Source organism: Ancylobacter sp. VNQ12 (genome assembly GCF_049445835.1).
Lineage (GTDB): Bacteria > Pseudomonadota > Alphaproteobacteria > Rhizobiales > Xanthobacteraceae > Ancylobacter.
This window is the reverse complement of sequence record NZ_JBMSDU010000010.1, coordinates 113,827-139,129: the sequence shown is the minus strand read 5'-3', so window position 1 is coordinate 139,129 and position 25,303 is coordinate 113,827. Positions and strand designations below refer to the sequence as shown.

The 25,303-nt window shown below is 69.2% G+C and carries 15 protein-coding genes; 3 read left to right on the top strand and 12 right to left on the bottom strand.

Features of this window, described 5'->3' with window-relative positions:
- Nucleotides 1-21: 21 nt before the first annotated feature.
- From ACO2RV_RS15000 to ACO2RV_RS14990, 3 genes are all read left to right on the top strand, one after another.
- A complete protein-coding gene (locus tag ACO2RV_RS15000; protein WP_423294327.1) occupies nucleotides 22-1,659 on the top strand; it encodes an ABC transporter substrate-binding protein in 1,638 nt (545 codons plus the stop codon).
- 71 nt (nucleotides 1,660-1,730) lie between these two features.
- The gene (locus ACO2RV_RS14995; RefSeq protein ID WP_423294325.1) at nucleotides 1,731-2,675 is read left to right on the top strand and encodes an acetamidase/formamidase family protein; all 945 of its coding nucleotides are present in this window, start codon (nucleotides 1,731-1,733) and stop codon (nucleotides 2,673-2,675) included.
- 2 nt (nucleotides 2,676-2,677) lie between these two features.
- A complete protein-coding gene (locus ACO2RV_RS14990; protein WP_423294385.1) occupies nucleotides 2,678-4,369 on the top strand; it encodes an ABC transporter ATP-binding protein in 1,692 nt (563 codons plus the stop codon).
- A gap of 33 nt (nucleotides 4,370-4,402) precedes the next feature.
- Here the strand turns inward: ACO2RV_RS14990 and ACO2RV_RS14985 are convergent, their stop codons facing one another.
- The 12 genes from ACO2RV_RS14985 to ACO2RV_RS14930 all read right to left on the bottom strand — a co-directional run bounded on the left by ACO2RV_RS14985 (nucleotide 4,403) and on the right by ACO2RV_RS14930 (nucleotide 25,143).
- Nucleotides 4,403-9,976 carry an autotransporter domain-containing protein gene (locus tag ACO2RV_RS14985; RefSeq protein ID WP_423294323.1) on the bottom strand — a complete coding sequence of 1,858 codons (5,574 nt, stop codon included), beginning with the start codon at nucleotides 9,974-9,976 and terminating at the stop codon, nucleotides 4,403-4,405.
- A gap of 260 nt (nucleotides 9,977-10,236) precedes the next feature.
- The gene (locus tag ACO2RV_RS14980; protein WP_423294321.1) at nucleotides 10,237-11,295 is read right to left on the bottom strand and encodes a helix-turn-helix domain-containing protein; all 1,059 of its coding nucleotides are present in this window, start codon (nucleotides 11,293-11,295) and stop codon (nucleotides 10,237-10,239) included.
- A gap of 294 nt (nucleotides 11,296-11,589) precedes the next feature.
- Nucleotides 11,590-13,362: a thiamine pyrophosphate-binding protein gene (locus tag ACO2RV_RS14975; protein WP_423294319.1), complete on the bottom strand. Its 1,773-nt coding sequence runs from the start codon at nucleotides 13,360-13,362 to the stop codon at nucleotides 11,590-11,592.
- Nucleotides 13,363-13,480: 118 nt separating this feature from the next.
- Entirely contained in the window at nucleotides 13,481-15,025 is a 1,545-nt protein-coding gene (locus ACO2RV_RS14970; protein ID WP_423294317.1) for an FGGY-family carbohydrate kinase, read from the bottom strand.
- A gap of 2 nt (nucleotides 15,026-15,027) precedes the next feature.
- Entirely contained in the window at nucleotides 15,028-16,029 is a 1,002-nt protein-coding gene (locus ACO2RV_RS14965; protein ID WP_423294315.1) for an ABC transporter permease, read from the bottom strand.
- Nucleotides 16,026-17,030 (bottom strand): ABC transporter permease, encoded by a 1,005-nt coding sequence (locus ACO2RV_RS14960; protein WP_423294313.1) that lies wholly within the window; start codon nucleotides 17,028-17,030, stop codon nucleotides 16,026-16,028. Before ACO2RV_RS14960 ends, ACO2RV_RS14965 begins: the two co-directional genes overlap by 4 nt.
- Nucleotides 17,030-18,544, bottom strand: coding sequence for a sugar ABC transporter ATP-binding protein (locus ACO2RV_RS14955; RefSeq protein ID WP_423294311.1), 1,515 nt, complete (start codon nucleotides 18,542-18,544; stop codon nucleotides 17,030-17,032). The genes ACO2RV_RS14960 and ACO2RV_RS14955 overlap by 1 nt, the downstream gene beginning before the upstream one ends.
- An 80-nt stretch (nucleotides 18,545-18,624) precedes the next feature.
- The gene (locus ACO2RV_RS14950) at nucleotides 18,625-19,674 is read right to left on the bottom strand and encodes a sugar ABC transporter substrate-binding protein (protein WP_423294309.1); all 1,050 of its coding nucleotides are present in this window, start codon (nucleotides 19,672-19,674) and stop codon (nucleotides 18,625-18,627) included.
- Nucleotides 19,675-19,775: 101 nt separating this feature from the next.
- Entirely contained in the window at nucleotides 19,776-21,260 is a 1,485-nt protein-coding gene (xylB, locus tag ACO2RV_RS14945; RefSeq protein WP_423294307.1) for a xylulokinase, read from the bottom strand.
- 175 nt (nucleotides 21,261-21,435) lie between these two features.
- Nucleotides 21,436-22,980, bottom strand: coding sequence for a glycerol-3-phosphate dehydrogenase (gene glpD / locus ACO2RV_RS14940; RefSeq protein ID WP_423294305.1), 1,545 nt, complete (start codon nucleotides 22,978-22,980; stop codon nucleotides 21,436-21,438).
- Complete coding sequence (locus tag ACO2RV_RS14935; RefSeq protein ID WP_423294383.1) at nucleotides 22,973-23,797, bottom strand: HAD-IIB family hydrolase; 825 nt, start codon at nucleotides 23,795-23,797, stop codon at nucleotides 22,973-22,975. Before ACO2RV_RS14935 ends, glpD begins: the two co-directional genes overlap by 8 nt.
- A gap of 2 nt (nucleotides 23,798-23,799) precedes the next feature.
- Nucleotides 23,800-25,143, bottom strand: coding sequence for an iron-containing alcohol dehydrogenase (locus ACO2RV_RS14930; protein ID WP_423294303.1), 1,344 nt, complete (start codon nucleotides 25,141-25,143; stop codon nucleotides 23,800-23,802).
- Nucleotides 25,144-25,303: the final 160 nt, after the last annotated feature.

Sequence of the window (25,303 nt, the reverse complement as noted above, 5' to 3'; positions counted from 1 at the left end):
ACAACCAGAGGGTTCCACGCCATGCTGAAGACCTTGCTGCGATCGACGGCCCTCGCGGCCGCCATCGCCTTCGCTCCGGCCGCCGCGCTGACGATCGTCGCCGCCACGCCTGCCGCCGCGCAGGCGCAGGGCGGCGACATCATCGTCACCTACAAGGACGACATCGCCACGCTCGATCCCGCCATCGGCTATGACTGGCAGAACTGGTCGATCATCAAGAGCCTGTTCTCGCGGCTGATGGACTACACGCCCGGCACGCCGGACCTCGTGCCCTCGCTCGCCGAGAGCTTCACCGTCTCGCCGGACGGCCAGACCTACACCTTCAAGCTGCGCAAGGGCGTGAAGTTCTCGAACGGCCGCGAGGTCGTGCCCGCCGACGTGAAATATTCCATCGAGCGCGCGGTCGATCCGAAGACGCAGGGCCCCGGCGCCGGCTTCTTCGGCGCCATCGCCGGCTTCGACGACTTCTCCGCCGGCAAGGCGGACGGCCTCGCCGGCATCGAAACCCCGGACGCGAACACCGTTGTCTTCAAGCTCTCGCGGCCGGACGCGACCTTCCTGCACGTGCTCGCCATCAACTTCGCCTCCGTCGTGCCGAAGGAAGCGGTCGAGGCGGCCGCCGGCGATTTCGGCAAGAAGCCGGTGGGTTCGGGCACCTTCGTGCTCAAGGACTGGGTGATCGGCCAGAAGCTGGTCTTCGCCCGCAACCCCGACTATTTCGTCAAGGGCGTGCCGCATATCGACAGCTTCACCATCGAGATCGGCCAGGAGCCGCTCGTCGCCTTGCTGCGCCTGCAGAAGGGCGAGGTCGACATCGCCGGCGACGGCGTGCCTCCGGCAAAGTTCCTCGAAATGACCAAGGCGCCCGACGCCAAGGACCTGATCGTCGACGGCCAGCAGTTGCACACCGGCTATGTGACGCTGAACACCAGGATCAAGCCGTTCGACAATGTGAAGGTGCGCCAGGCGCTGAACATGGCGATCAACAAGGAGCGCCTCGTGCGCATCGTCAACGGGCGCGCCACGCCGGCCAACCAGCCGCTGCCGCCGCTGATGCCGGGCTACGACACCGCCTATAAGGGCTACGCCTACGACGTCGCCAAGGCCAAGGCGCTGCTGAAGGAAGCGGGCTATGCCGACGGCTTCTCCACCGTGCTCTACTCCACCAACACCGACCCGCAGCCGCGCATCGCCCAGGCGATCCAGCAGGATCTCGCCGCCATCGGCGTGAAGGCGGAGATCAAGGCGCTGGCGCAGTCCAACGTCATCGCCGCCGGCGGCACCGAAGGCGAGGCACCGATGATCTGGTCGGGCGGCATGGCCTGGATCGCCGACTTCCCGGATCCGTCCAACTTCTACGGCCCGATCCTCGGCTGCGCCGGCGCGGTGCAGGGCGGCTGGAACTGGTCCTGGTACTGCAACGAGGACCTGCAGAAGCGGGCCGTCGCGGCCGATTCCATGTCCGATCCGTCGAAGTCGGCCGAGCGCGTGGAAGCGTGGAAGAAGATCTTCGTCGACGTCATGGCCGACGCGCCGTGGATCCCGGTGTTCAACGAGCGCCGCGTCGTGGCGAAGTCGAAGCGGATGGGTGGCGAACCGAACATCTATGTCGATCCGACCCGCGTCATCAATTACGACGCGATCTTCGTGAAGCAGTGACCTCCTGATGTCTTCCGCCGCGGCTCGCCAGGCCGCGGCGGCGTCTCCCGATGCAACGAACGAGAACCATCATGTGCGTGGCCTGCAACCACACGATCCATCGCGCCAGTCACCATTTCGGCTGGAACCGCGACTTCGCGCCCGTGCTGACCGCGAAGCCGGGTGAGACGATCCATTTCGAGTGCACCGACTCCTCGGCCGGCCAGCTCGGCGAGGGCTCGACCGTCGACAGCGTGAAAACGCTAGACTTCAGCAAGGTCAACCCGGTGACCGGCCCGGTCTTCGTCGAGGGCGCCGAGCCGGGCGACGCGCTGAAGGTCACGATCCGCAAATTCATCCCCTCCGGCATCGGCTGGACGGCGAATATTCCCGGCTTCGGCCTGCTGGCCGACCAGTTCCCGGACCCCGCCATCCATGTGTGGAAATACGACGCCGCAACGCTGAGCCCGGCGCTCCATGGTCCCGGCGGGCGCGTGCCGCTCAAGCCCTTCGCCGGCACCATCGGCGTCGCGCCGGCCGAGGCGGGGCTGCACTCCGTGGTGCCGCCGCGCCGCGTGGGCGGCAATCTCGACATCCGCGACATCACCGAGGGCGTGACGCTTTATCTTCCCGTCGAAGTGACGGGCGCGCTGTTCTCGATCGGCGACACCCATGCCGCGCAGGGCGATGGCGAGGTGTGCGGCACCGCCATCGAAAGCCGGATGGATGTGGAGGCGACCATCGAGCTGGTGAAGGACGCTCGGCTCGCCTCCCCCCGCTTCACCACGCCGGGTCCGGTGACGCGCCATCTCGACGCCGCGGGCTACGAGGTGACGACCGGCATCGGCCCCGACCTGATGACCGGCGCCCGGGAAGCCCTGCAGCGGATGATCGACCTGCTCGCCGCAGAGCACGGCCTCAACCCGGTCGACGCCTATATGCTCTGCTCGGTCTGCGGCGACCTGCGGATCAGCGAGATCGTCGACATGCCGAACTGGGTCGTCTCCTTCTATTTCCCGAGGATCGTGTTTTCGTGACGATGCCGGTCCTTTCCGTCGAAGGCCTCTGCGTCGACGCCCGTACGCCGCTCGGCGCGCGGCGGGTGCTGCACGATGTGAGCTTCGACCTCAACGCCGGCGAGACGCTCTGCCTCGCCGGCGAATCCGGTTCGGGCAAGTCGGTCACATCGCTCGCCATCATGCGCCTGCTTGCCAAGGGCTCGCTGCGCGTCGCCGCGGGTTCGGTAAGGCTGGCCGGGCAGGACCTGCTGGGCCTGCCGGAACGCGCCATGCGCCGGGTGCGCGGCGGCGACGTCGCCATGATCTTCCAGGAGCCGATGACCTCGCTCAACCCGGTGATGAGCATCGGCGCGCAGCTTATCGAGGCGATCCGTATCCATCAGGCCAGCGCGAACGCCGAGGCGCGCGCCCGCGACATGCTGGACGCGGTGCGCATCTCCGATCCGGCGCGCCGGCTCGGCCAGTACCCGCACGAACTGTCCGGCGGCATGCGCCAGCGCGTGATGATCGCCATGGCGCTGTCCTGCCGGCCCAAAGTGCTGATCGCCGACGAGCCCACCACCGCGCTCGACGTCACGGTGCAGGCGCAGATCCTCACCTTGATGCGCGAACTGAAGGGCGAGTTCGGCACCTCGATCGTCCTCATCACCCATGACATGGGCGTGGTGGCCCAGATGGCCGACCGCGTCGCCATCATGCAGAACGGACGGATCGTCGAGGAAGCTGACGTCCTGTCGCTTTTCACCGCGCCGCGCGAAGACTATACGCGCACGCTGCTCGCCGCCGTGCCGCGGCTTGGCGCACGAGCGGGCGAGGACGGGCCGCCGCGAGTGACCAGCATCGCCCCGCCGGAGCCGCAGCCGGCGGAGAACCCGGTGCTCTTCGTGCGCGACCTCTGCGTCACCTATCACGCGCGCCGCAGCTGGTTCGGCGGCGCCGCCGCTCCCAAAGCGGTCGAGAACGTCTCGTTCGAGCTCAAGCGCGGGCGCACGCTCGGCCTCGTCGGCGAGAGCGGCTCGGGCAAGTCGACCACCGGCAAGGCGGTGCTGGGGCTGATCCCCTTCGCCGGCGAAGTGGTGCTGGACGGTGTGCCCATCGCCGGCCTGTCCGCGCGCGAGATGCGGCCGCTCCGCCGCAAGGCACAGATGATCTTCCAGGATCCCTACGCTTCGCTCGATCCGCGCATGTCGGTCGGCGCGGCGATCGCCGAGCCCCTCGCCATTCACGGCATAGGGACAGCCTCCGAGCGTCGCGAAAGGGCCGCCGAGCTGCTGCGGCGGGTCGGCCTCTCGCCGGACCATGCGATCCGCTACCCCCACGAGTTCTCCGGCGGCCAGCGCCAGCGCATCTGCATCGCCCGCGCGCTGGCATTGGAGCCGAAGCTCATCGTGGCGGATGAGAGTGTAGCGGCGCTCGATGTCTCGGTGCGCGCCCGCGTGCTCGATCTGATGCTGGAACTCCAGGAGACGATGGGGCTCGCCTACCTCTTCATCTCGCACGACATGGCGGTGATCGAGCGCATGTGTCACGACGTGGCGGTGATGCGCGGCGGACGCATCGTCGAAGCCGGCAGCCGGCGTTCGGTGTTCGAGGCGCCCACCGATCCCTATACGCGCGAACTGATGGCCGCCGTGCCGGCGCCGGACCCGACCGGGCGGCTCGCGACGGCGCGGGATGCCGGTGAGCCGGTGGCAAGCCGCGTATCCCTCTGAAGCGGCAGCCAGCCGCGACCCGAGCGGAGGACGCTAGAAACGCAGGGTGAAACTGGCCTTGACCGTGTTGTCATAATCGCTGCTGGCCAGCGCACTACTATAGTACACGCCGAGGGTCGAGTTCGCGGCCACCGCGACGTCGACGCCGGCCGCCACCAGTGCCGCGTCGCGGGCAATGGGCACGCCGGCAATGGCGAAGGGGGCGCCGCCGCCGAACGCCACCAGCGCCTGCGGATCGGTATCGCCGAACGCGTGTTGCCAGCCCAGCGTCCCGTTGAACGTGGCCGGCATGCCGAACAGGGGAACGCTGCCGGAGACATGCACGCCGAGCGTGGAATAGGTCACCGACTGGTCGAGCCCCTGCCCCGCGAGCGCCGCGACACCGCCGGTCTCCCGAAAGGCGTTGGTGTCGACATTCACGTAAGCCAGCCCGGCGAAGGGTTCCAGAACGCCGTTTCCGGTGGCCAGCCGATAGCCGATCTCGCCGAACACCTGTCCGGTCAGGGCGGAATAGTCGGCCTGCGCCGTCTGAAACAGACCGGGAAAGGCGACCGTGCGTTGATTGGCAATGTCGCTCCAGGCGAACGCGCCGCCCAGCTTCACATCCAGCGCGCCGAACGCGCCGGCCCCATAGAGCGCCATATGATAGTTGTCGCTGGAGCCTGACGACGACGTGGCTTCCGTGGAGAACGCGGTGGAACTGTAGCCACCGGCAAAACCGATCCGCCAGGCGTCGCCCATCGGGCCGTCATAGCCGACGAACAGCCCGTCCGTGTTGCGCTGGAGCGTCGCGGCATTGCCGTCGCCCGAGGTGGTGCCCCACGAACCGAAAGCCTGCGCCCAGAACGCATTGCCGGTGCCGGGCACGCCGGCCACCGAAACGTTCGAGGCGGGGGCCGGGTCGCCCTGCATGCGGTCGAGCAGTGCGGTGCGGATGAGCCGGCTGTCGTCCATCAGCACGGTGACCGTGCTGGCATGGATCTCGCCGGAGACCGCATTGAAAGCCTGCCGCGCATCGGCCGCGCTGGCCTGACCGACGACCGCGTCATAGAGCGCGGTGGATGATCCGAGCGCCTCCACGGCCGCGGCGGTGGCGATCTCGTTGCGGGTGACGCCGACCGAGGGGAATGTCACCTGGTTGCGGACGATGTCGAGATAGACGGCGGTGGCGTCATAGGCCAGCGCCAGATCCAGGAACGGCAGGTTCTGGGTGGGCCCTGCGAACGTGCCGGACACGCCACCCGCGGCGGTGAGGACGGTGTAGCGCGTGCCCGGCAGATAGCTGCCCGCCGCCTTCTCCACCTGCACCGTCGCCCCGCCGAGAGTGGCGGTGCCGGAGACGGCCAGACGGTCGGATTGGCCGTCGACGGCAATCTCCACCAGATAGGTCGAGCCCGCCGCGAACGCCGCATCGCCGGCCACATGCAGCGTGCCGATGGAATTGCCCGGCGCCACGGTGCCGCCGGCCGCGACGGCGAGCGTGCCCACCGTGCCGAAGCCGCCCAGCGTGCCGCCATTGCCCACCGTGACGGCGCCGCCCAGCACCGCATCGGGCTGGCTGTCGTCACCCACCACCAGCTTGCCGGACGTGATGCTGCTGGTGCCGGCGAAGGCCGAGGCATCGCCGGTGAGGTTGATGACGCCGGCGCCGGAAAAGACAAGGGCGCCCGAGCCGGTGATGGCGCCGCTTTCCGTGGCGCTGCCCGATTCGAGTGCAAAGGTGACGGCGCCCGCAACCACCAGCGGATTGGCGACGCTGATGCCGTCGACGAAGCCGAGCATGGTCCCGTCGGCGAGCGAGATCGGGCCCGTGCCGGCCGCCGTCGAGCTGCCGAGGACCAGCGCGCCGGCGGACACCGTGGTGCCGCCGCCATAGCTGCTGGCGCCGCTCAGCGTGGTGCTGCCGCTGCCCATCTGAACCACCGCGCCGGTGCCGGAGATGGCGCCGGCCAGCGTCAGTTCGCTCGACAGGTTGACGACCAGCGTGCCGTTGTCGGTCACATCGCCCTGGATCGCGCCGGACGCGCCGCCATCGCCGATCTGCAAGGTGCCGGAAGCGATGACGGTGCCGCCGGTATAGCTGTTGGTGCCGGTGAGGATTTGCGTGCCACCGGCGATGGTCAGCCCGCCGGTGCCGGTCACATTGCCGGAGAACGTGCCGGCGGCATCAGCCAGGGTCAGCACCTTGTCGCCAAGGACCACGGAGCCGGTGCCGGTGAGCGTCGGGAGGGTCGCGCCGGCGCCGGACACGCCGGAGATGTCGAAGGTGCCGTCGGCGACGAGGCCGCTCGACGCGGAGATATCGCCGGCGCCGACCAGAGCCAGCGTGCCCTGGGAGATGGTGGTCAGCCCGGTATAGTCGTTGATGCCGCCGAGCTTCAGGGTGCCGTAGTCGGTCTTGGTCAGGCCGTCGGTGCCGATGAGCGCGGCATCGATCTGCGCCACGGTGGATCCGCCCGCGAGGCTGCCGTCGCCGACCCGGATGATGGCGGTGCCGGAGGGATCGGCGAGCGCGATGGCGCCGCCCGTGACCACATAGCCCGTGGTCTGGAACTGCATGCCGGTGACCGTCACCTGCCCCGGCGTGTTGTCCACGCTCACCGTCCCGGCATTGCCCTGGAACAGGGCGAAGCCGGGCTGGGGCTGCATGGGACCGGGCAGCGTGCCGGTGGCGTCGGTCCAGTTCAGGCCGGTGGTGCTCCAGGTGCCGGTGCCGCCATTGATGGTGCCGTCCGGACTGGCCGTGCTGCCGTTCCAGAAGTGCAGGGTCGCGCCCACGGATGAGAGCAGGTTCACCTGCTGGGCCACCGACGTCTGGACCTGGAGATTGGCCAGCGGGACGCCGACGGGCGTCGTGCCGATGGCAAGGCCCAGATCGGTGAGGGTGCCGCCATAGTCGAACAGCCGATAGCTGCCGGCCCCGAACCCGCCGGCATCGGCCACATTCAGCGTTCCCGCGAGGGTCAGGTCGCCTGCCACATCGAACAGGGCGGTGGACGAGGCCGTCCCCAGGGTCACGTTCACGTTCGAGGCGGCATTGAGGGTCAGCGACGCCATGGTGAGCGTCCCGCCGGCCGTACCGGCGAGGGTGCCGCCGGCGGCCACCGTCACCGCGCCGGCGAGGGTGCCCTGACCGCCCAGTGTGGCTCCGGAACCCACGCTGGCCGCGCCGCCGAGGGAGCCGTTCACCAGGGCCGCGCCGGCGGCGACGTCGAGCGCGCCGGTGAAGCCGGTGCCCGTGCCGGCGAGGATGAGCGTGCCGGCGCCCGCCTTGGCGAGGGCGCCGGTGCCGGACAGGGTGCCGGCCGTGGTCAGGGTGTGGCTGGCATCGATGCTGAAGCCGCCGCCGCCGATGCCGACCGAGACCGCGCGCGCGGTGGAAAGGTTCGACGTCACCTGCAAGCCGCCGCCGCTGAACGCGAGGGCGCCGGCAGCGTCGCCGAGATTGGCGTCGGCAGAGACGGAAAGGGTGCCGGCGGCGAGGCTCGTCCCGCCGGAATAGGTGTTGCTGCCGGTCAGAACCGTAGTGCCGCCGCCAATCTGGCTGAGTGTGCCGCTGCCGGAAATCGTGCCGCCGAAGCTGTAGGTGTCGGAACGGTTGAAGCTGAGCGCGGCATCGTTCACGACGTCGCCGGCGAGGGTCCCGGTCGTGCCACCATCGCCGATCTGCAAGGTGCCGCCGGAGATCGTCGTCCCGCCGGAATGGCTGTTGCTGCCCGTCAGCACCAGCGTTCCGCTGCCGATCTGCGAAACCGAGCCTGCCCCGGTGACGGAGCCCGTGAAGGTGGCCGTGTCGCTGCGGTTGAACGCAAGGGTTCCGGCATTGGCCACGGGGCCGGTGAGGGCGCCGCCTGTCCCGCCATCACCGATCTGGAGGGCGCCCTGCGAGATGGTCGTTCCGCCGGCATAGGTGTTGTCGCCGGTCAGGATGAGCGTCCCCGTGCCGGTCTTCGTCAGGGCGCCAGCGCCGTCGATCGCCGCACCGATGGTCGAGGTGAAGGACTGGAGGTCGAGGGTGCCGCCGCCGGTGTCGAGGGTGACGGTGCGCGTGCCCGCCAGGTCGAAGCTTGCGCCGTATCGCAAGGTTCCGCCGTCGAAGGTCAGGCCGCCGGTGCCCGCGCCCAGGCTGGCGGCCGCGGAGACCAGCAGGATGCCCTGGCTGATGGTCCACGGCGTGACCGCGGCCGTCGTGCCGGTCAGCGTCCACGTGCCCGTGCCGAGCTTCTCGAAGGTGGAAAAGCCGGCATATTGCGCGCCGATGCCGGAGGTGTCGAAGCTGGCGGCGACGGCCCCGCCCAGTTGCAGCGTGTCCGATCCGGCGCCGGCCACCGCGCCGGTGAAGGCATAGCCGGCCCGCAATTGCAGCGTATTGCTGCCGCTGGTGAAGGTGATGGCGTTGGCCCGCGTGACCCCATCGCCGGACAGGCCGCCGGAGATGGTGCCGCTGGTGGTGATCGTCAGGTTGGAACCGGAAACCCCGACGCCGCCGGCGCCCGGGCTTCCATCGGCTAGATACACACCGACACCGCCCGCCCCGCCATTCCCGCCGGAAATGGTGCCGGAATTGGTGAGGAGGGTGGAGGAGGCTGAAACACCGGCCCCGCCCTCTCCGCCCGCTCCGCCATATCCAGAAGACAGGCCGTAGGTGGGGTCCGAACCGTTTCCGCCGGCTCCGCCATTGCCCCCGGCAAGGGTCCCAGCATTGGTGACCGTGCCACCCGAAAGCACGGCGCCGGCGCCGCCCGCGCCGCCATCTCCCCCCAGCAGGCCGATATAAGGGGTACCACCAGCCCCGCCGGCGCCGCCGCGGATGGAAGCACCGCTCGCATTGGACAGCGATTGGTTGTCGCCTCCCAGGAGCACGCCGACCCCGCCGGCTCCACCGATTCCCCCGATCCCGCTTGCGCCGGGGCCACCAGCGCCCATGCCGGGGGCATAGCCACCGCCGCCTCCGGTGCCGCCGGCCCCGCCCGTTACTGTGCCGCCGGCCGTATTCGAGAACGCGGCACCGGTGCCTGTGAAATAGGCGCCACCGCCGCCACCGCCACCCGTCCCGCCGGCGTTGCCGCTGCCCCCCGTTCCCCCGAGCCCGCCGCGGATGCTGCCGGAATTGCTGCTGGCGCCCGTCCCTGTGGCGACCGCTCCATAGCCGCCGGCGCCGCCACCGCCGCCGCCGCCGGTATTCACGCCGGTGGGGGTGAGGTCCTGGTTGCCGCCCTTGCCGCCCGTGCCGCCCGTCAGCGTGCCGCTATTGGAGAGGGTGGTCGAGACGCTCCCGTTCAGGCCGCCGCCGCCGCCGCCACCGCCGGACCTGCCGGTTCCATCGCTGCCATCGGCGCCGGCCGCGCCTCCCGCCCCGCCGGCGGTGCCTCCGCCCGCGCCGCCGGTTCCGCCGCCGGCACCGCCACCGCCGCCGCCAGCGCCCGTGTCGTAGACATCGGTCGCTCCGACCCCGCCCGACGCGCCGGTGTAGCCGGTGCCGCCCGCGCCGCCCGCCCCGCCGTAAGGGTTCTCTCCACCTGCGCCGCCGGCGGTCTGCGCCGCCGCCGAGGTGGAGGAGAGCAGCCCGGCGAGCAGCAGCAGGTGAGCAGGCCGGGGCCGCGGCAATCGGCCCTGACCATTCGACCGCGGTGATGCTCCGGCTTGCATGTGCACGCGCCCCCCCGCCCCGCGTCGCTTCCCACGGTCGCGAGCCGACGGAGCCGCGCGGCGCGCCGCTGGCCCGGTCCTGTCCGATCGGCGGAAAGCGACGCAAATCCCCATTGAGTGCGGTGCACCCTTACGAGGCATGTACCAAGCCGGGCGACGTGCCGCTTTGCCGGCCGTCGCACGCGGGCATGCCCATCGTCTCAAGCGCGACGACGCCCCTATGCGGGACTGCCGGAAAGCACGGTGCCGGTCAGCTGGGCGATCCAGCGGGAGGCCTCCGCATCCGGCGCCGGGAGCGCTTGCCCGCTGCCGGGCGGTGCGCCGGGCACCCTTTGCTCGGCCAGCTTGCGGGCCTCGCCCGGCGAAAGGCCGAACTGGCGGCGGAAGGCGCGAATGAAGGTGGCGTCCGAACTGAACTGGCACTCCAGCGCGATATCGATGATCCGCCACGCGCGGAAGGCGGGCGAGATCAGCATGGCGAAGGCGCGGTGCAACCGGCGCTGCTGGATATAGCCCGCCGGGCTTTGCGGCGCGAGCAGCCGATAGAGCCCGGCCCGCGACAGGCCGAACTCCCGGCACAGCGACTCGATCCCCAGCGAGCCCAGGCCGAGATTTGCATCGATGTGCAGCTTGATGCGGGCGCGCACCGCGTCCTGGGACAGGGTCGCGTTGGTATCCCCGGCGTCGGGCCGGCTGTCGAGTGCGCTGGCGACCAGCAGCGCCAGGGACTGGACGACGGCCTGGCTTTCGCTGTGGGTCAGTTCGGCGGCGCAGCGCCGCACCGCCAGCATGTAGTCCCCCAGCATCCGGCCATAGGGCGTCTCGCGCGGCAGGATACGCACAGTCGGGCCGGCGTCGGTCATGGCCAGGGGCGTCAGGAGAAGGCGCGGCAGAACGAAGCTCAGGACATGGGTGGCACCGTCCCGCGCCTGCATTTCGCGGGTCAGGCTCGGGCGCGCCATGTCGATGATGCAGATGTCGCCGGCCCGCTGAAGGAACGTCCGATCCCGCGCGACGAACTCGGCGCCGCCGGCGAGATACATCACCACCTGAAAATGATCGATGCCGCGCGCCACATGCTGCGCCGTGCGGTCATAGCGCAGCGCGCTGGTCTGCGATTCCAGCAGCAGGGCACCGCTGAGGTGAAGCGTCGCGGAGGAAACCCGAAAATCCTTCGCATCGCCATAGATGATCACGTCGCAAAGATCACCCGTCAGCTGGCGAAAACGTTCGATCGCCAGCTCCGGCGTGTCGAAATCGGCGCTTGAGAACCGCAACGTTTGTTGTGGCGCGGCAGGTGGCGGGGACGAATTCATGTCTTGCGGCGGATCATCAATCGATTTCTCTGTTCCAAGCGATAAACCTTATGATGAACTTTGCAACGCCGTTGATCTCAAACGGCTGGGCCACCGGCAAGCGTCGGCCGAGAGCGGCGGGCGGCACACCGGAGGGCGTGCCGATTGGCGCGAGCACCGCACGCGCAGCGCCGGCGGCCACCTCGCGGTCGGCCCCCTCATGGAGAAGCCGTCATCCGCCCGCCGAGCGCAGAATCCCGACCTCGCGCCGTCGCGTCACGCCAGGGTCGGAGACGTCTTCCAGTCGCGCAGCTTGTAGACCGTGCCGGGACGCGGGCGTGGCGCGTCGGCTCCCTCGCGCATGCGCCTCTTGAACGAGTGGATGGGCGTGGCGAGGTCGTCGATGCGGAACTCCACCACCGAGGGACCGTCATAGGCGAAGGCCGCGTCGAGTGCGGGACCGATCTCGTCCGGCTTCTCGACGTAGAAGCCCTTCAGCCCGAGCCCGGCGGCCGCCTGCGCGAAGCTCGGGTGACAGCTCTGGCTTTCCAGCACGGCCGACTGCACGTTCTTGAAGAAGATCTCCTGCCACAGCTGGATCCAGCCGAGCCGGCCGTTGTTGAGCACGATATTGACCACGCGCTGGTTCTGCTGGACCTGCGTCGCCAGCTCGCCGATCGTGTAGGAGAAGCCGCCATCGCCGGCGACGGTCACGATGCGTGCATCCGGCCGCGTCGCCGCGGCGCCGATGGCGGCGGGGGTCGAATAGCCGAGGCCGCCCTGCCCGCGCGCATAGAGGAACTGCCGGCCGGCCTTGCGTGCCGGCAGGAAGTTGGCGATCCAGCCGGCCGAGAAGCTGGCGTCGGAAACCACGATGTCGTCCTCCGACAGCCGCTCGGCGAGCGCCGCCATGACGCGGGGCGGGTTGAGCGGCAGCTGTTCGCTGGCGATCTCCTCGCGCTTCTGCGCCTCGCCGGCCTCCTTGACCTCGGCGATCCGCGCCATCCAGCCGGGGTGGCTCTGCGGTTCGAGGGAACGGTCGATCAGGTGCAGGGCCTCGCGCACGTCGCCGAACAGCGAGACGGTGGGGCGGAAGGTGCGGCCATGCTCGTTGGGATCGGAATCGATGGTGATGGTCGCCTGCGTGGGCAGCGGCAGCGTCCAGTTCATCGCCGTGTTCTGGCTGGCCTTCGAGCCGCACCAGATCACCAGATCGGCTTCCTTGATCAGTTCGATCGCCGCCCAGGAGCCGAGCGGGTTGAGCGTGCCCGCCACATAAGGCAGCGTCTCCGGGACCGAGCCGCGCCCGGTCAGGCTGGTCACGACGAGGCCCTGCAGCTTCTCCGCGACGCGGCCGACTTCGGCAGTGGCGTCGGCGCCATGGACACCGCCGCCGCAGACCAGCGCCGGGCGCTTGGAACGGCCGATCAGCGCGATCGCCTCCGCCACCGCGTCGCCGGTCGGGGCGGAACGGACGAAGGGGGCCTGGATCGCGCGGTCGTCAATGGCGATCTTGACGAGGCTCTCGTCCCATTCGGCATCGAAGATGTCGTGCGGAATGATCAGCGCGACCGGCCCCGGCCGCGGCGAGGTGGCGACGCGGAAGGCGGTGCGGATCATCTCCGGCAGCGCCGTCACCGAGGGCACCAGCCATGAATCCTTGGTGATGGTCTTGAAGAAGGACAGCTGGTCGAAGCCCTGGCTGGCAATGCCCTTCTCCTTCAGCGTCAGCCAGTCGAGCGGCAATTCGCCGACGATGCCGATCATCGGCACCGAGGCGTTCAATGCCTCGATGAAGCCCGCCGGCAGCAGGTTGGCACCCGGTCCCACGGTCACGTCGCACACGCCGGGTTTGCCGGTAAGCCGCGCATAGGCGTCGGCGGCATAGGCGGCGTTGCGCTCATCGCGCATCAGCACATGGCGGATGCGGTCCGTCCGCCGCGATATGCCGTCATGCAGCGCCGTGGTCTGTCCGCCGGGCATGCCGAAGACCAGCTCGACGCCATATTGCGCGAGCATCTCGGCAACCAGATCTCCAATGTGGGCCATAAGTCTCTACTCCAGATAGGTACGTTGCCCGTCCGGGATCGGACGAGAGGGGATGGGTGCCGGGTGTTTGGCGGTGGCGACAGGGCGACGCGCGGGGCGGCCGTCGGCCTGGAGGGCGTCAGGCCTGCATGGCGCTCTCCCGCACCTTGGCGTGCATGAGCGGGGCGAGCGCGACATGGGTCGCGCGATAGTCCTCGAAGATCGAGGCATAGCGGGCGCCGGCGTCGCGATCCGGCTCGATCACGAAATCCTCCCGCACCATCGCCGCGGCGCCTTCGGGCAGGTCGCGGAAGGCGCCCGCGCCTACGGCCGCCACGATGGCCGACCCGAAGGCCGAAGCCTCGCTCACCGCGGGGACATGGATCGGCACACCGCTGACATCGGCATGCATCTGCAGCAGGAAGCGGCTACGCACCGTGCCGCCGCAGGCCGTGAGCGAACTCACCGCAATGGCGTTGGCGGCCAGCGTGCGCAGGATGTTCTCGGTGCCGTAGGCGACGGATTCGATCAGCGCCCGCAGGATGTGGTCGGGTGAATGCTTGAGCGTGAGCCCCCAGATCGCGCCACGCAGATCGTAATCGGTATAGGGATTGCGGTTGCCCTGCCAGAAATCAAGCGCCACCAAGCCTTCGGCGCCGATCGGAATGCCGGCAGCGCGGCTCATCATGGCGACATAGGGATCGCCGTCGCGACACAGCGCCATGCCGAAATGATCATGCCACCATTTGATGATCGAGCCCGACGAGACCTGCCCGCCTTCCAGCACATAAAGGCCCGGCACCACGCAGTCGGGATGCGGACCGAACAGGCCCGGCACCTCGCCCGCCTGGTCGGTCATGCTGAGCACGAGGTGTGACGAGCCGGTGATGAAGGCGGTGCGCCCGGGACGGCACACATCGAGCCCCACCATCGCCACATAGGCATCCGTGCCGCCGCAGACCACGAGCGTCCCGCGCCCGAGCCCCATGGCCTCGGCGACGTCGGGCGCCACCGGCCCGATGGGCGTGCCGAGCGCCAGCACGTCGCCGGGAAAGCGCTCGGTGATCCCCGCGAGCCCGATGCGCGCGAAGAAGTCGGTCGGCCACCCGCCGGCGATGCCGCCATGGAACCAGCGATTGGTCGCCTGGTTGAGGCCGAGCGTCAGCCGTCCCGAGAGCCGGTAGGCGACGTAGTCCGCCATCTCGACGAACCAACGCGTGCGCTCGAAGACCTCCGGCCGGTGCTCCTTGATCCACAGGATGCGCGGGATCATCCACTCCGCGCTCACGCCCGCCCGGCAGCGGGCGAGTGCGGGGTCGCCGCATTCGGACATGCGCCGCGCCTGGGCGGAGGCGCGGGTATCCATCCACAGAATGGCCGGCCCGATGGGGGTGCCCGCCTCGTCCAGCGCCACCAGCGTGCTCGACGTACCATCCGCCGAAATGGCGAGGATGTCGTCCGGCGCGACGCCGGCCCGGGCAACAGCCTCCCTCACCGCTTCGCAGGCAGCGTGCCACCAGTCGGCCGGGTTCTGCTCGGTCCAACCCGGCCGCGGGTGGGCGGTCGGGTAGTTGCTGGTGGCGGTGCCCCGCACATTGCCGGCGAGGTCGGACACGATGGCGCGCGCACCGCCGGTGCCGCAGTCCAGGCCGACGACGAGCGGTGTCCCTTTGACGGAGTGCATGTTCACGGCCGTTCCCCCTTGACGAAGCCGTCCAGCGACCGCCCCATGCGCACCGCCATGGCGACGCCGGCGAGCAGCAGCGCGCCCTTGATGATCTCGCGCTGGTAGTCCGGCCACCCGAGCAGGGCGCCGCCGCTCACCAGCACCGCCAGCAGCAGCACCGCGGTCGCCGTGCCGATGACGTTTGGCCGGCCGATGCGGATCATCATGCCACCGAGGAAGACGGCGGTGAGCCCATCGATGAAATAGGAACTGCCGATCATCGGCTGTCCGGACGACAGGCTCGCCACCAGCAGCACACCGGCGACCGAGGCGCACAGCCCGCTGATCAGATAGACCAGCACCAGCAGGCGCTGGACCGAGACGCCGACATCGACCAGCGCGGCCTCGTTCTGCTCGGCGGCGTAGATGTAATGGCCGAAGGTCAGCCGCTCCTGCATCCACCACGCCGCCGCGTAGAGCACGACGACGACGAGCGCGAGGAGCGGAACCGGCCCGACATGGGCGGCGAGAAAGTCGCCGAGCACGCCGGCATCGTTGATGCGGATCGAGGTTCCCGCGCCGATGGCCGCCGCGGCGGAGGCGCACACACCGCCGGTCGCAATGGTGGTGATCAGCGGCGAGAGACGCATCCGCCCGACGAGAAGGCCGTTCACCAGACCCACAATGCCGCCGACGGCGACGCCGCTGAGGCCGGCCAGCGTCCAGCCGCTGCCCTGCGAGAGCAGGCCGGCGGTCGTCATGTTCGCCAGCGCGGCGATCTGCATGAAGCTGACGTCGATCTTGCCCGCGGCGATCACCCAGGTGAGGCCGAGCACCATGATCGCCATGATGCTGGCGCTGCGCAGGACGGTGACGATGTTGCCTCCGTCGAGCATCTGCGGCCGCGCCGCAGCAAAGGCGAAGAGACCGCCGATGAGGGCCAGCAGCAGCCACCAGCGGCCGATGCCCTTGACGCCGGCGAATGAAATCTGCGGGCGCATGGTCGAGGAAATCTCGCTCACGGGTGTGTCTCCCCGATCTTTCGGCCGAAGCCGAGGAAGGCCATCAGCAATGCCGCTTCCCGCCGCAGGCGCTCGTCGAACAGGATGACGCCCGCCAGAAGGATCACGCTCACCACCCCGTCGCTGTAGTAATAGGGCACGCCCAGCAGCGAGAAGCCGTCGAGCAGGATGGTGATGAGTGCGGTTCCGGCCAGCGTGGCGGGGATGGAGGCGCCGCCGAGCAACGCCGCGCCGAGGAAGACGGCGGCGTAGGCCGGCATCAGGAAGTTGGCGCCTTCATTGGTGTCGGCCGTTCCCGATTCCGCGAGGATCAGCACCACCGCCAGCACCGCGGTCGCCGCACAGACGGCAAAGGCGCCCATGGTGTAGAGCCGCACGGGAATGCCCGAGAGATAGGCCGAGACCGGGTTCTCGCCGGCGGCGCGGAAGGCGGTGCCGAACCGCGAATGGTGCAGCACCAGGTAGGCGACGCCATAGATGGCGATGAGGAAGTAGAACGAGGCGTTCAGGCCCAGGAAGCGGACATCGTTGAGGTCGATCAGCCCCGAGGTCATGAAGTTCTGGAAGATCGTCCGCCCGCCGGTGAAGAGGAAGGCCATGCCGCCGACGATCGAGCCGGTGGCGATGGTCGTCACGATATCCGGCAGTCGGCCATAGGCGACGGCGACGCCGTTGACGACACCGACGGCGATGCCGACCGTGAGCCCCGCTGCGATCGCCACGCCGAGCCCGTAGCCGCCGGCGATCAGGAAGCCGATGGTCATCGCCGCGAAGGACGCGATGCCGGGAAACGACAGGTCGTATTTGCGCACCACCACCACGAAGGTCAGGCCGAGGGCGGCGAGCCCGTTGGCCGCCATGTGGCGGGTCACGGCGGTGAGGTTGCGCATGGAGAGGTAGCGCGGCTCGATCAGCGCGAAGACGGTGATCACCGCCACGACGAGGACGAGGAACGCCAGAAGGCGAAGAAGGCCGGATGGAAGATGCAGCGTCCGCTTCATCAGTGCAGACTCCCCATGATCCCGGCGGCGAGGAGCCGGCTGCGGGAAATGTCGCCGGAGGGCTGCCCGACCTGGCGGCCCTTGTAGAGCGCGAAGCTGCGGTCGGAGAGGCCGTGAACCTCGTCGCAGTCGCTCGACATGACGATGACCGCCGCGGTCGAGGCGAGTTCGCGCATGAGGCCGTAGAGCCGCGAGCGCGCGCCGATGTCGACGCCCACCGTCGGCTCGACGAAGATGTAGAGGTCGGCGCCGGCGAAGAGGCCCTTGGCGACCACGATCTTCTGCTGGTTGCCGCCGCTGAAGTCGCTCACCGCGCGGTCGAGCAGCGGCGGATGCAGCGTCACCTTGTCCGCCAGCTCGGCGCTCGCCCGCCGGTTCCGCCCGCGCCGCAGCAGGCCGGCGAGGCCGGAAGCCTTGCCCAGATTGGCAAGCGTCATGTTGAACACCGAGGCCTGGCTGAGCGTCAGCCCCTCGGTGCGCCGGTCGCCCGGCACCAGGAAGATGCCGTTCGCCAGTGCCTCGCGCGGCGTGCGCGGGGCGATTTCCCGCCCGCCCAGGCGGATCCGGCCCTCCGCCGGCCCCATGGCGCCGAACAGCACCTTCGACAGTTCGTCGAGCCCCGACCCGATGAGGCCGAAAACGCCGAGGATCTCACCGCGCCGGATGTCGAAGCGGATGTTATCGAGCACACCCGGCAGCCGCAGGCCCTCCACCGAAAAGACCACGTCGCCGTCTGCCGCCTCGTCACGCCGGGGCGGATAGACGTGGTCGAGCGTCTCGCCGAGCATGAGTTCGGCCAGTGTGACGCCCTGGACGCGGGCGGCCTCGACGCTCAGCGTGGTGATGCGCCGGCCGCCGCGGAACACGGTGAGGCGATCGACGATTTCCATCACCTCCTCAAGGCGGTGGGTGATGTAGATGATGGAAATGCCGGTGGCGCGCAGATGCGCCATCAGCCGGAACAGCACGCCCTTTTCTACCTCGGTCAGCGTCGAGGTCGGCTCGTCGAGGATGAGGACGCGAATATTCTCGCGCGACAGCGCCTGCAGGATGGCGACGATCTCCCGCTCCACCACCGACAGGCTGGAAACCCGGCGCGAAAGATCGATCTCCACCGGAAAGCGCGCCAGCAGCGCGTCGGCGCGCCGGCGCATCGAGGCATGATCGATGCGGCTCCAGAAGCCGCGCCGCTCGCCTTCCATGCCGAGGAAGATGTTCTCATAGCCGGTGAGATCGCCCACCAGCTCGGGATGCTGCTGCACGGCGGCGACCCCATGGGCGATGGCGTCGCGGGGCGAGCGGAACTCGACGCTGCGACCGTCGATCTCGATCGTGCCCTCGTCCTTGGTGTAGACGCCCGACAATATCTTGATGAACGTCGACTTGCCCGCGCCGTTGACGCCGAGCAGCGCGTGGATCTCCCCGCGTTCCAGGATGAAATCCACCTCGCCGAGCGCCTGCACGGGGCCGAAGCGCTTCGCGAGCCGCGATATGGTCAGGACTGGTTGGGCCAAGGGCAGGCCTCCCTAGCGGATGTCGGCAGCGATGCCATCGAGGGCCGGAAGCGGCGGGCCGCTTCCGGCCGATGAGATGCTCAGACGGCGCGCACCCATCCCATCTGCTCGGCGCGGCCGGGTACGTCGTAATCGTCCGGCAGCCCTTCCTTGAGCATGTCCTGGGTGACGGCGTAGGTCGGAGTGATGACCGTGCGCGGCGTCTTGCGGCCGGCGAGGTGCTCATGGGCGTACAACACGTCGAGATAGGCCATCTCGTAGAAGGACTGGGCCATGCTGAGCTTCAGCTGGGAGCCCGCCGCGATGTAGTTGAAAGCCTGCGATCCGCCGTCGATGCCGGTGATGATGAGGTTCGGACGGTCGGCCGCGCGGGCGGCGAGCGTGCCCTCGACCGCCGCCCCGTCCCAGGCGCACCAGACCGCCGCCAGATCGTCATGCGCGGTGAGGATGTTGTCGACCGCCTGACGGGGCGTCACGTTGCCGGCGAGCGCGAAAGCCCAGCTGGTCACGATCTTTATGTCGGGATAGCGCCGGAGCGCCCATTCCATGCCGAGCGTGCGCTGGTCCCAGCTCTCGTTCTGCGGCAGCAGCACGCGCGCGATCGGGCCCTTGCCCTTGAGCCTGCGGGCGATGAAGTCGCCGGTGTAGAAGCCCATGCCGAAATTGTTCGACATCGCCGTGGTGTTGACGGCGACGCCCGGGATCATGCTGTCGGCCGCGAAGACGGGAATGCCGGCATTGATCGCGCGTTGCACCGCCGGGGCAATGGCGACGGCGTCGGCGGGAGTGACGAACAGCGCGGACGGCTTGGTGGCGACGAGCGAGTCGATCTGGTCGGACTGCTTCTTGGCGTCGAAGCCGGCATCGGTGGTCGTCAGCGTGCCGCCCAGTTCCTTGACCGCGGCGGTGAAGCCGTCCTGCAGATGCCGGCCGGAATCATAGGTCGTCCAGCCGAGCGCCGCGGCGAATTTGTAGTCGGCGGCCTGGCCGGGACGGATGTTGAGATACTGGGCCGCCGCCAGCGTCGCACCCGCGGTCAACAGCGTGCGGCGCGATAGTTCAAAGCCGCGGCCGGCACCTTTCGCCGCCTTCGCGGGCGTCGTCTCGTCGTTCTGCGCGATATCCTTCATGGTCGTCCTCCCTGGTCGAAGATGTCCTGGTCCGCCGGTTGCCGACGGAGCGGCTCTTTCGTTTTCGAGTGCCTCCCGACCACAGCGCCGGGAGGGTGGCGTCAGTGTCGGGTGGCACCGCGAAGCGCCGTCGAGGCGTTGCGGACCGGGGCGTAGAGCCCCTGCCAGTGCACGAAGGCCTCGCGATAGCTTTCCGCGAGCGCGCGGTCCGGCTCGACCGTGCGCGCGATCCTCGGCCGGCGCAGCACGTCGCGCGGCGCCGCGTTGGTCGCCGCGATCAGGCCGAGCCGGGCCGCGCCGAACGCCGCACCGAGTTCGCTGGCCTCCGGTATGTCGATGACGCGGTCGAGGGCGTTGGCCACCATCGACATCCACAACGTCGAGCGCGAGCCGCCGCCGATGCCGAGCAGGCGCTCGAAGCGCGCGCCATTGTCGTGAAAGCCGTTGGCCGCATCGGCGAGCGCGAAGGCGACCCCCTGCAGCACCGCATGGGTAAGTGCCTTCGCGTCGGTTCCATGATCGAGGCCGACGAAGGCGCCACGGATCTCCGCATCGTCCTGCGGGCTCCAGCAGCCGTCGAGGAAGGGCAGGAACAGGAGATTGCCGGCCGGGCGCGACGTCTCGCCAAGGTCACGCACGAGGTCGCCAGCCGGACGCCCCAGCAGCCCGGCGAGCCAGTTGAGGCAGGAGGTCGCCGAGAGGATGACCGACATCTGGTGCCAGACGCCCGGCACGGCATGGCAAAGGGTCTCGATCGCATGATCGTGGCTCGGCCGCGCTTCGTTGGTGGCGACGAACAGCACGCCCGACGTGCCCAGCGACACCGTGCCGGCACCCGGCTCGATGATGCCGCTGCCGCAGGCGCCGCAGGCATTGTCGCCGCCGCCGCCGGCGACCGTCGGCCGGCTTGCCATGCCCCAGCGCGCCGCAAGACCGGCGGTCACGAACCCGCCCGGCTCGGTGCCCTCGATAAGGCGCGGCATCTGCGAGCGGTCGAGGTCGGTGGCGGCCAGCAGGCGGTCGGACCAGTCCCGGCGGTTGACGTCCATCCACAGCGTGCCGGAGGAATCCGCCATGTCGGACACCTTCTCGCCGGTCAGCTTGAGCCGGACATAATCCTTCGGCAGCAGGACCGTGCGGATGCGGGCGAAGTTCTCCGGCTCGTGCCGCTGCACCCAGATCAGCTTGGGAGCGGTCACGCCGGGCGTCGCACGGCGGCCGGCAATGCTGCGCAACTCCGGTTCGCGCTCCTCGATCAGCCGGCACTCGGCGGTCGAGCGTGTGTCGTTCCAGAGAATGGCCGGCCGGATCGGCCGATCCTCCGCGTCGAGCAGCGTCGCCCCGTACATCTGCCCCGACAGGCCGATGCCGCGCACCGCCGCCATCTCCTTCGGGCGATGGTGCGCGAGATGGTCGAGCGCCTCGCAGACGGCGTCCCACCAGATGTCGGGATGCTGCTCGGACCAGCCGCGATGCGGCCGATCGACCGACAGCGGACGCGATGTGCCCTCCGCGACGATGCGCTGCTCGCCGTCCATCAATATGGCCTTCACCCCGGACGTGCCGAGGTCGATTCCCAGATACATGTCGTCACCCGTTCTTACGGTGCGAGGTGACCCGGGGGTTTCCCCAGGGGCGTCTTCTCCCGTGGCGTCGGTCTTTTGACCGTCCGCCGATGAGCGGCTTGTGCCGCCCTTTCTTGCTTCGGCACGGCTGGCTAGGCCGCGCTGGACGTCTCGTTCTCCGTTCTTCGTTCCGCGTTCAGGCGACCTGTGACAGGCCGTTCAGATAGTGGTCCATGTCCCCGACTTGCTCTTTGGTGAGATGCAGGCCGAGCTTGCTGCGCCGCCAGAGGATGTCCTCGCTGGTGTTCGCCCATTCGTTGCGGCGCATATGCTCGATCTCGGCCTCGGTGAGCCCGGCACCGAAGTGGCGGCCGAGATCCGACGCCTTCGACGCCTTTCCAAGGATCGAGGCCGCTTCGGTGCCGTAATAGCGGGCCAGGCGTACCGCATCGCACGGCGCGAGGAAGGGGTAGGCCTCGCTCAGCTCTCGCCGCAGCTCGTCGAAGGCGCGCATGGGAAAATCGCCGCCGGGCAGCGCCGCGCGTCCGGTCCAGCCTTCGCGCGCCACGATCTGCGCACGCAATTGCGGGGGATAGAGCGGCGCAATCTTGTCGAGCACGGCTTCGGCCAGGCGGCGGTAAGTGGTGATCTTGCCGCCAAAGATCGACAACATCGGTGCCCCGCCGGCCGGATCGAGCTCGAGCACATAATCGCGGGTCGCGGTCTGGGCTGCGCTTGCGCCATCGTCATAGAGCGGACGCACGCCGGAATAGTGCCACACCACGTCGCGCTCGGACACCGGCCGGGCGAAATAGGCGCTTGCCGCCCGGCAAAGATAGGAAACCTCCTCCTCGCTGGCCCGCACATGGGCGGGATCGCCGGTATAGTCCCGGTCCGTGGTGCCGATGAGGGTGAAATCGTCCTCATAGGGAATGGTGAAGAAGATGCGCCCGTCATCATTCTGGAAGATGAAGCATCGGTCGTGGCCATAGAGCTTGCGCACCACGATGTGCGAGCCCTGGACCATGCGCACGCGGCCCTTCGGCGAGCGGCCGGCGAGGTGACGCACGACGTCGCCTGCCCACGGGCCGGCCGCATTGATGAGAACCGGCGCCCTCACCTCGCGCCGCGCGCCGCCCTCCCCTTCGACGGTAAGCGTCCAGCCCTGCGCGTCCGACCGGGCCGCCGTGCAGGCGCTGCGGCTGAGAATCCGCGCGCCCTTGCGCTCGGCATCGCGCGCGTTCAGCACGACGAGACGGTTATCCTCCACCCAGCAATCGGAATATTCGAAGCCGACGGACAGGCCCGGCTTCAGCCCCTCGCCGAGGGGGCTGGAGGCGAAATCCACCGCGCTGGTGCCCGGCAACGCCTTGCGGCCGCCGAGATGGTCATAGAGGAACAGCCCGAGCCGCAGCATCCACCGTGGACGCATCTGCGGCACATGGGGGAGCACGAAGCGCAGCGGGCGCACGATGTGCGGCGCGATGCCCCACAGCACTTCACGTTCCTCCAGCGCTTCGCGCACCAGCCGGAACTCGTAGTGCTCGAGATAGCGCAACCCGCCATGCAGCAGCTTGGTGGAGGCCGACGAGGTGGCGCCGCCGAGATCGCTGCGCTCGCAGAGGAAGACCTTGAGCCCGCGTCCCGCCGCGTCGCGCGCGATACCGCAGCCATTGATGCCGCCGCCGATGATGGCGAGGTCGTAGCTGTCCGTCCCGCCGGGGATCACCGCTTCAGCCATGGCCGCGCACCCCGCCCTTGCCCGCGCGGGCGGCGAGAACCAGCTCGGCGACCTCGACGAAGCCCTCGCCTCCCCGTCCCTTCGCCACGAAGGTCGGCAGTTGCGCCACGGCGTCCCTGAAATCGAGCACGTTGGCGACGCCGAAGGACAGCGGGAAGAAGTCGAACATCGGTCCGTCGTTCGGGCTGTCGCCGACGAAGACGATGCGCCCGCGGTCATCGTCGAGGTCGAGACCGAGAATGTCGCGTGCGAAGATGCGGCTCATCGCCAGCTTGTCATAGTCGCCGAACCAGCCATTGACGTGGATGGAGGACAGCTTGGCGACGGCCCCGGCCGAGGCGAAGAGGTCCAGCACCCGATCGACCGCCTCCTTGGGAAGCGGGGGAACGTCCTCGCAGACATCGATGGCAAGATCCGCCTCGCGGTAGAGCTGGTCGGAGGCAATGCCGGCCCCCGGCACCTCGCGCAGGATCACCTCGCGCAGCTGCGTGAGGCGCGCGCGGTTGTGCCGGCGTTCCTCGTCGGTGGCGAAGAAGCGCTGGATCATGCGCTTCTCCTCGCGGCGATAGGAGAAGTAGAAGGCGCCGTTCTCGCCGACCACGCCGGCGACGGGCCAGAAGCGGGCGATCATATCGCACCAGCCGGCGGGGCGGCCGGTGATCGGGACCACCGCGAGACCGGCGGCGTCGAGCCGTTCCAGTGCCTCATAGGCGGCGGCCGGCAGGCGCCCGTCGCTGGTCAGCGTGTCGTCAATGTCGGTGAAGACCGCCGCGATGCCGGACAGGGCCGAGGTGTCGAGCGTGGAGAGCGGACGCAGGCTCATCGACCTTCCTCCGCGATGAAATCTTCGAGGATGCCCATGCCGGCGGCCAGATCGAGGAAGGAATAGCGGTCGCGCATCTCGGGGCTGTAGCGCAGCGCGTCGCGGTAGAGATCGAGGTCGATGCCCAGTTCACCCGCCGTCGCGGCCCCACCCGCCGCATGCATGTGCCCGGCGAGCACGGCCGAGGGGATGGCCATGTCGAGAAGCCGCGCCCGCAGGTCCGGCCACAGCAATTCCAGCCGGGCGTTGAACGCCTCGCAGGCCGCCTCGTCGAGCGCCTTGGCGCGGCTCGCCGCGAGGCACGCCTCGACCGCCGCCGCGGGATAGCGCCGCCGCAGCCCCTCCTCGTCGACGCGGACGGGGCGGACGACCGGGGCCTGCTTCTGCGACAGGATCCGCTCCTGCAACCGCGCCATGGTCACCGAGGTCACGCCCACCTGCTGGCCATGCACCGTGCCGGGATGGCGGTCGCCGGCGAAGCTGTCGATCCAGTGGGAAATCTGGTGCTCGCCCATGGAGCCGGGGTGGCTCATGCGGGCGACGGAGATGCCGAAGCCGGTCAGGGTGAGCAGGCGGTGCAGATAGCCGACCGCTTCCCGGTCGCCCCGGGCGAGATCGGCGGAGCGCGCCAGCAAGGCGCGTTCGTCGTCATCCTGCAGCGCGTAAGGCGCCTCGCGATAGATGGTGCCGAACATCCGGTTGGAGAAGTACCAGTCGACCTGCGCGGTCGAGCGGCACAGGCTGTCGCCGAGCCCGGCGGCGATCAGATAGGAGGGCGCGGCGGCGTTCACCGCCAGATCGATGAAGACGCCGCGCGCCGCGTGGGCGTTCTGTGTCGTCTTCAGGCCGGAGGCCAGGGTGATCGACGCCGTCGTCGAGGTGTAGCCGTTCATCGAAGGCGCGGTGCCGAACACGCAATAGGGCCGGCCATCCCCGGCAGTCGCGTATTTGCACAGGTCGTTGATGGTGCCGGAGCCCACCGCGACGAGCGCGTCGGCGCCGCGCGTCTTCTCCTGCAAGGCGGCCACCTGCGCCTCATCCGCATGTGGATGGTCGAGCACGACGGCACGGACCGAGGCGCCGAGCGACGCGGCGACGGCGGCGCCCTGCGCCTCCCAGGTGTCGCGGTCGGCGACCACCGCATAGGTCTCCGCCGGCATGTTGGTGCGGACGAGGTCGGCATGGGCGCCGTCCAGATCATCGGCGATCACTACGCAGGCGAAAGGCACCTCGGCGGGACGGCCGGTATCGGGGCTGATCCAGCGGCCGGCGATCACGTCGTCGATCAGCTCGGTCCAGGGCGCGCGCGCGGTCTCGCGCACCATCACGGGGCGATTCATGCCGGTGTTCCCTCCCAGGGAGCGTTCTTGTCTTGTTGTTGGCATATTTCAATTAACTATGACTTTTGTCAATAGCGTTTTTCACGATCTACTGGCAAATGCCGAGAGAGTGCCGAAAGCCCCGAAATCCGTTAGAACTGCGGGAGGAATCGTGACATCG

What these genes read in the sequence shown, in the direction of transcription:
- ACO2RV_RS15000 (WP_423294327.1), top strand. Translation starts at nt 22, where the DNA reads ATGCTGAAGACCTTGCTGCGATCGACGGCCCTCGCGGCCGCCATCGCC.
- ACO2RV_RS14995 (WP_423294325.1), top strand. Translation starts at nt 1,731, where the DNA reads ATGTGCGTGGCCTGCAACCACACGATCCATCGCGCCAGTCACCATTTC.
- ACO2RV_RS14990 (WP_423294385.1), top strand. Translation starts at nt 2,678, where the DNA reads ATGCCGGTCCTTTCCGTCGAAGGCCTCTGCGTCGACGCCCGTACGCCG.
- ACO2RV_RS14975 (WP_423294319.1), bottom strand. Translation starts at nt 13,362, where the DNA reads ATGGCCCACATTGGAGATCTGGTTGCCGAGATGCTCGCGCAATATGGC.
- ACO2RV_RS14970 (WP_423294317.1), bottom strand. Translation starts at nt 15,025, where the DNA reads ATGCACTCCGTCAAAGGGACACCGCTCGTCGTCGGCCTGGACTGCGGC.
- ACO2RV_RS14960 (WP_423294313.1), bottom strand. Translation starts at nt 17,030, where the DNA reads ATGAAGCGGACGCTGCATCTTCCATCCGGCCTTCTTCGCCTTCTGGCG.
- ACO2RV_RS14950 (WP_423294309.1), bottom strand. Translation starts at nt 19,674, where the DNA reads ATGAAGGATATCGCGCAGAACGACGAGACGACGCCCGCGAAGGCGGCG.
- xylB (WP_423294307.1), bottom strand. Translation starts at nt 21,260, where the DNA reads ATGTATCTGGGAATCGACCTCGGCACGTCCGGGGTGAAGGCCATATTG.
- glpD (WP_423294305.1), bottom strand. Translation starts at nt 22,980, where the DNA reads ATGGCTGAAGCGGTGATCCCCGGCGGGACGGACAGCTACGACCTCGCC.
- ACO2RV_RS14930 (WP_423294303.1), bottom strand. Translation starts at nt 25,143, where the DNA reads ATGAATCGCCCCGTGATGGTGCGCGAGACCGCGCGCGCGCCCTGGACC.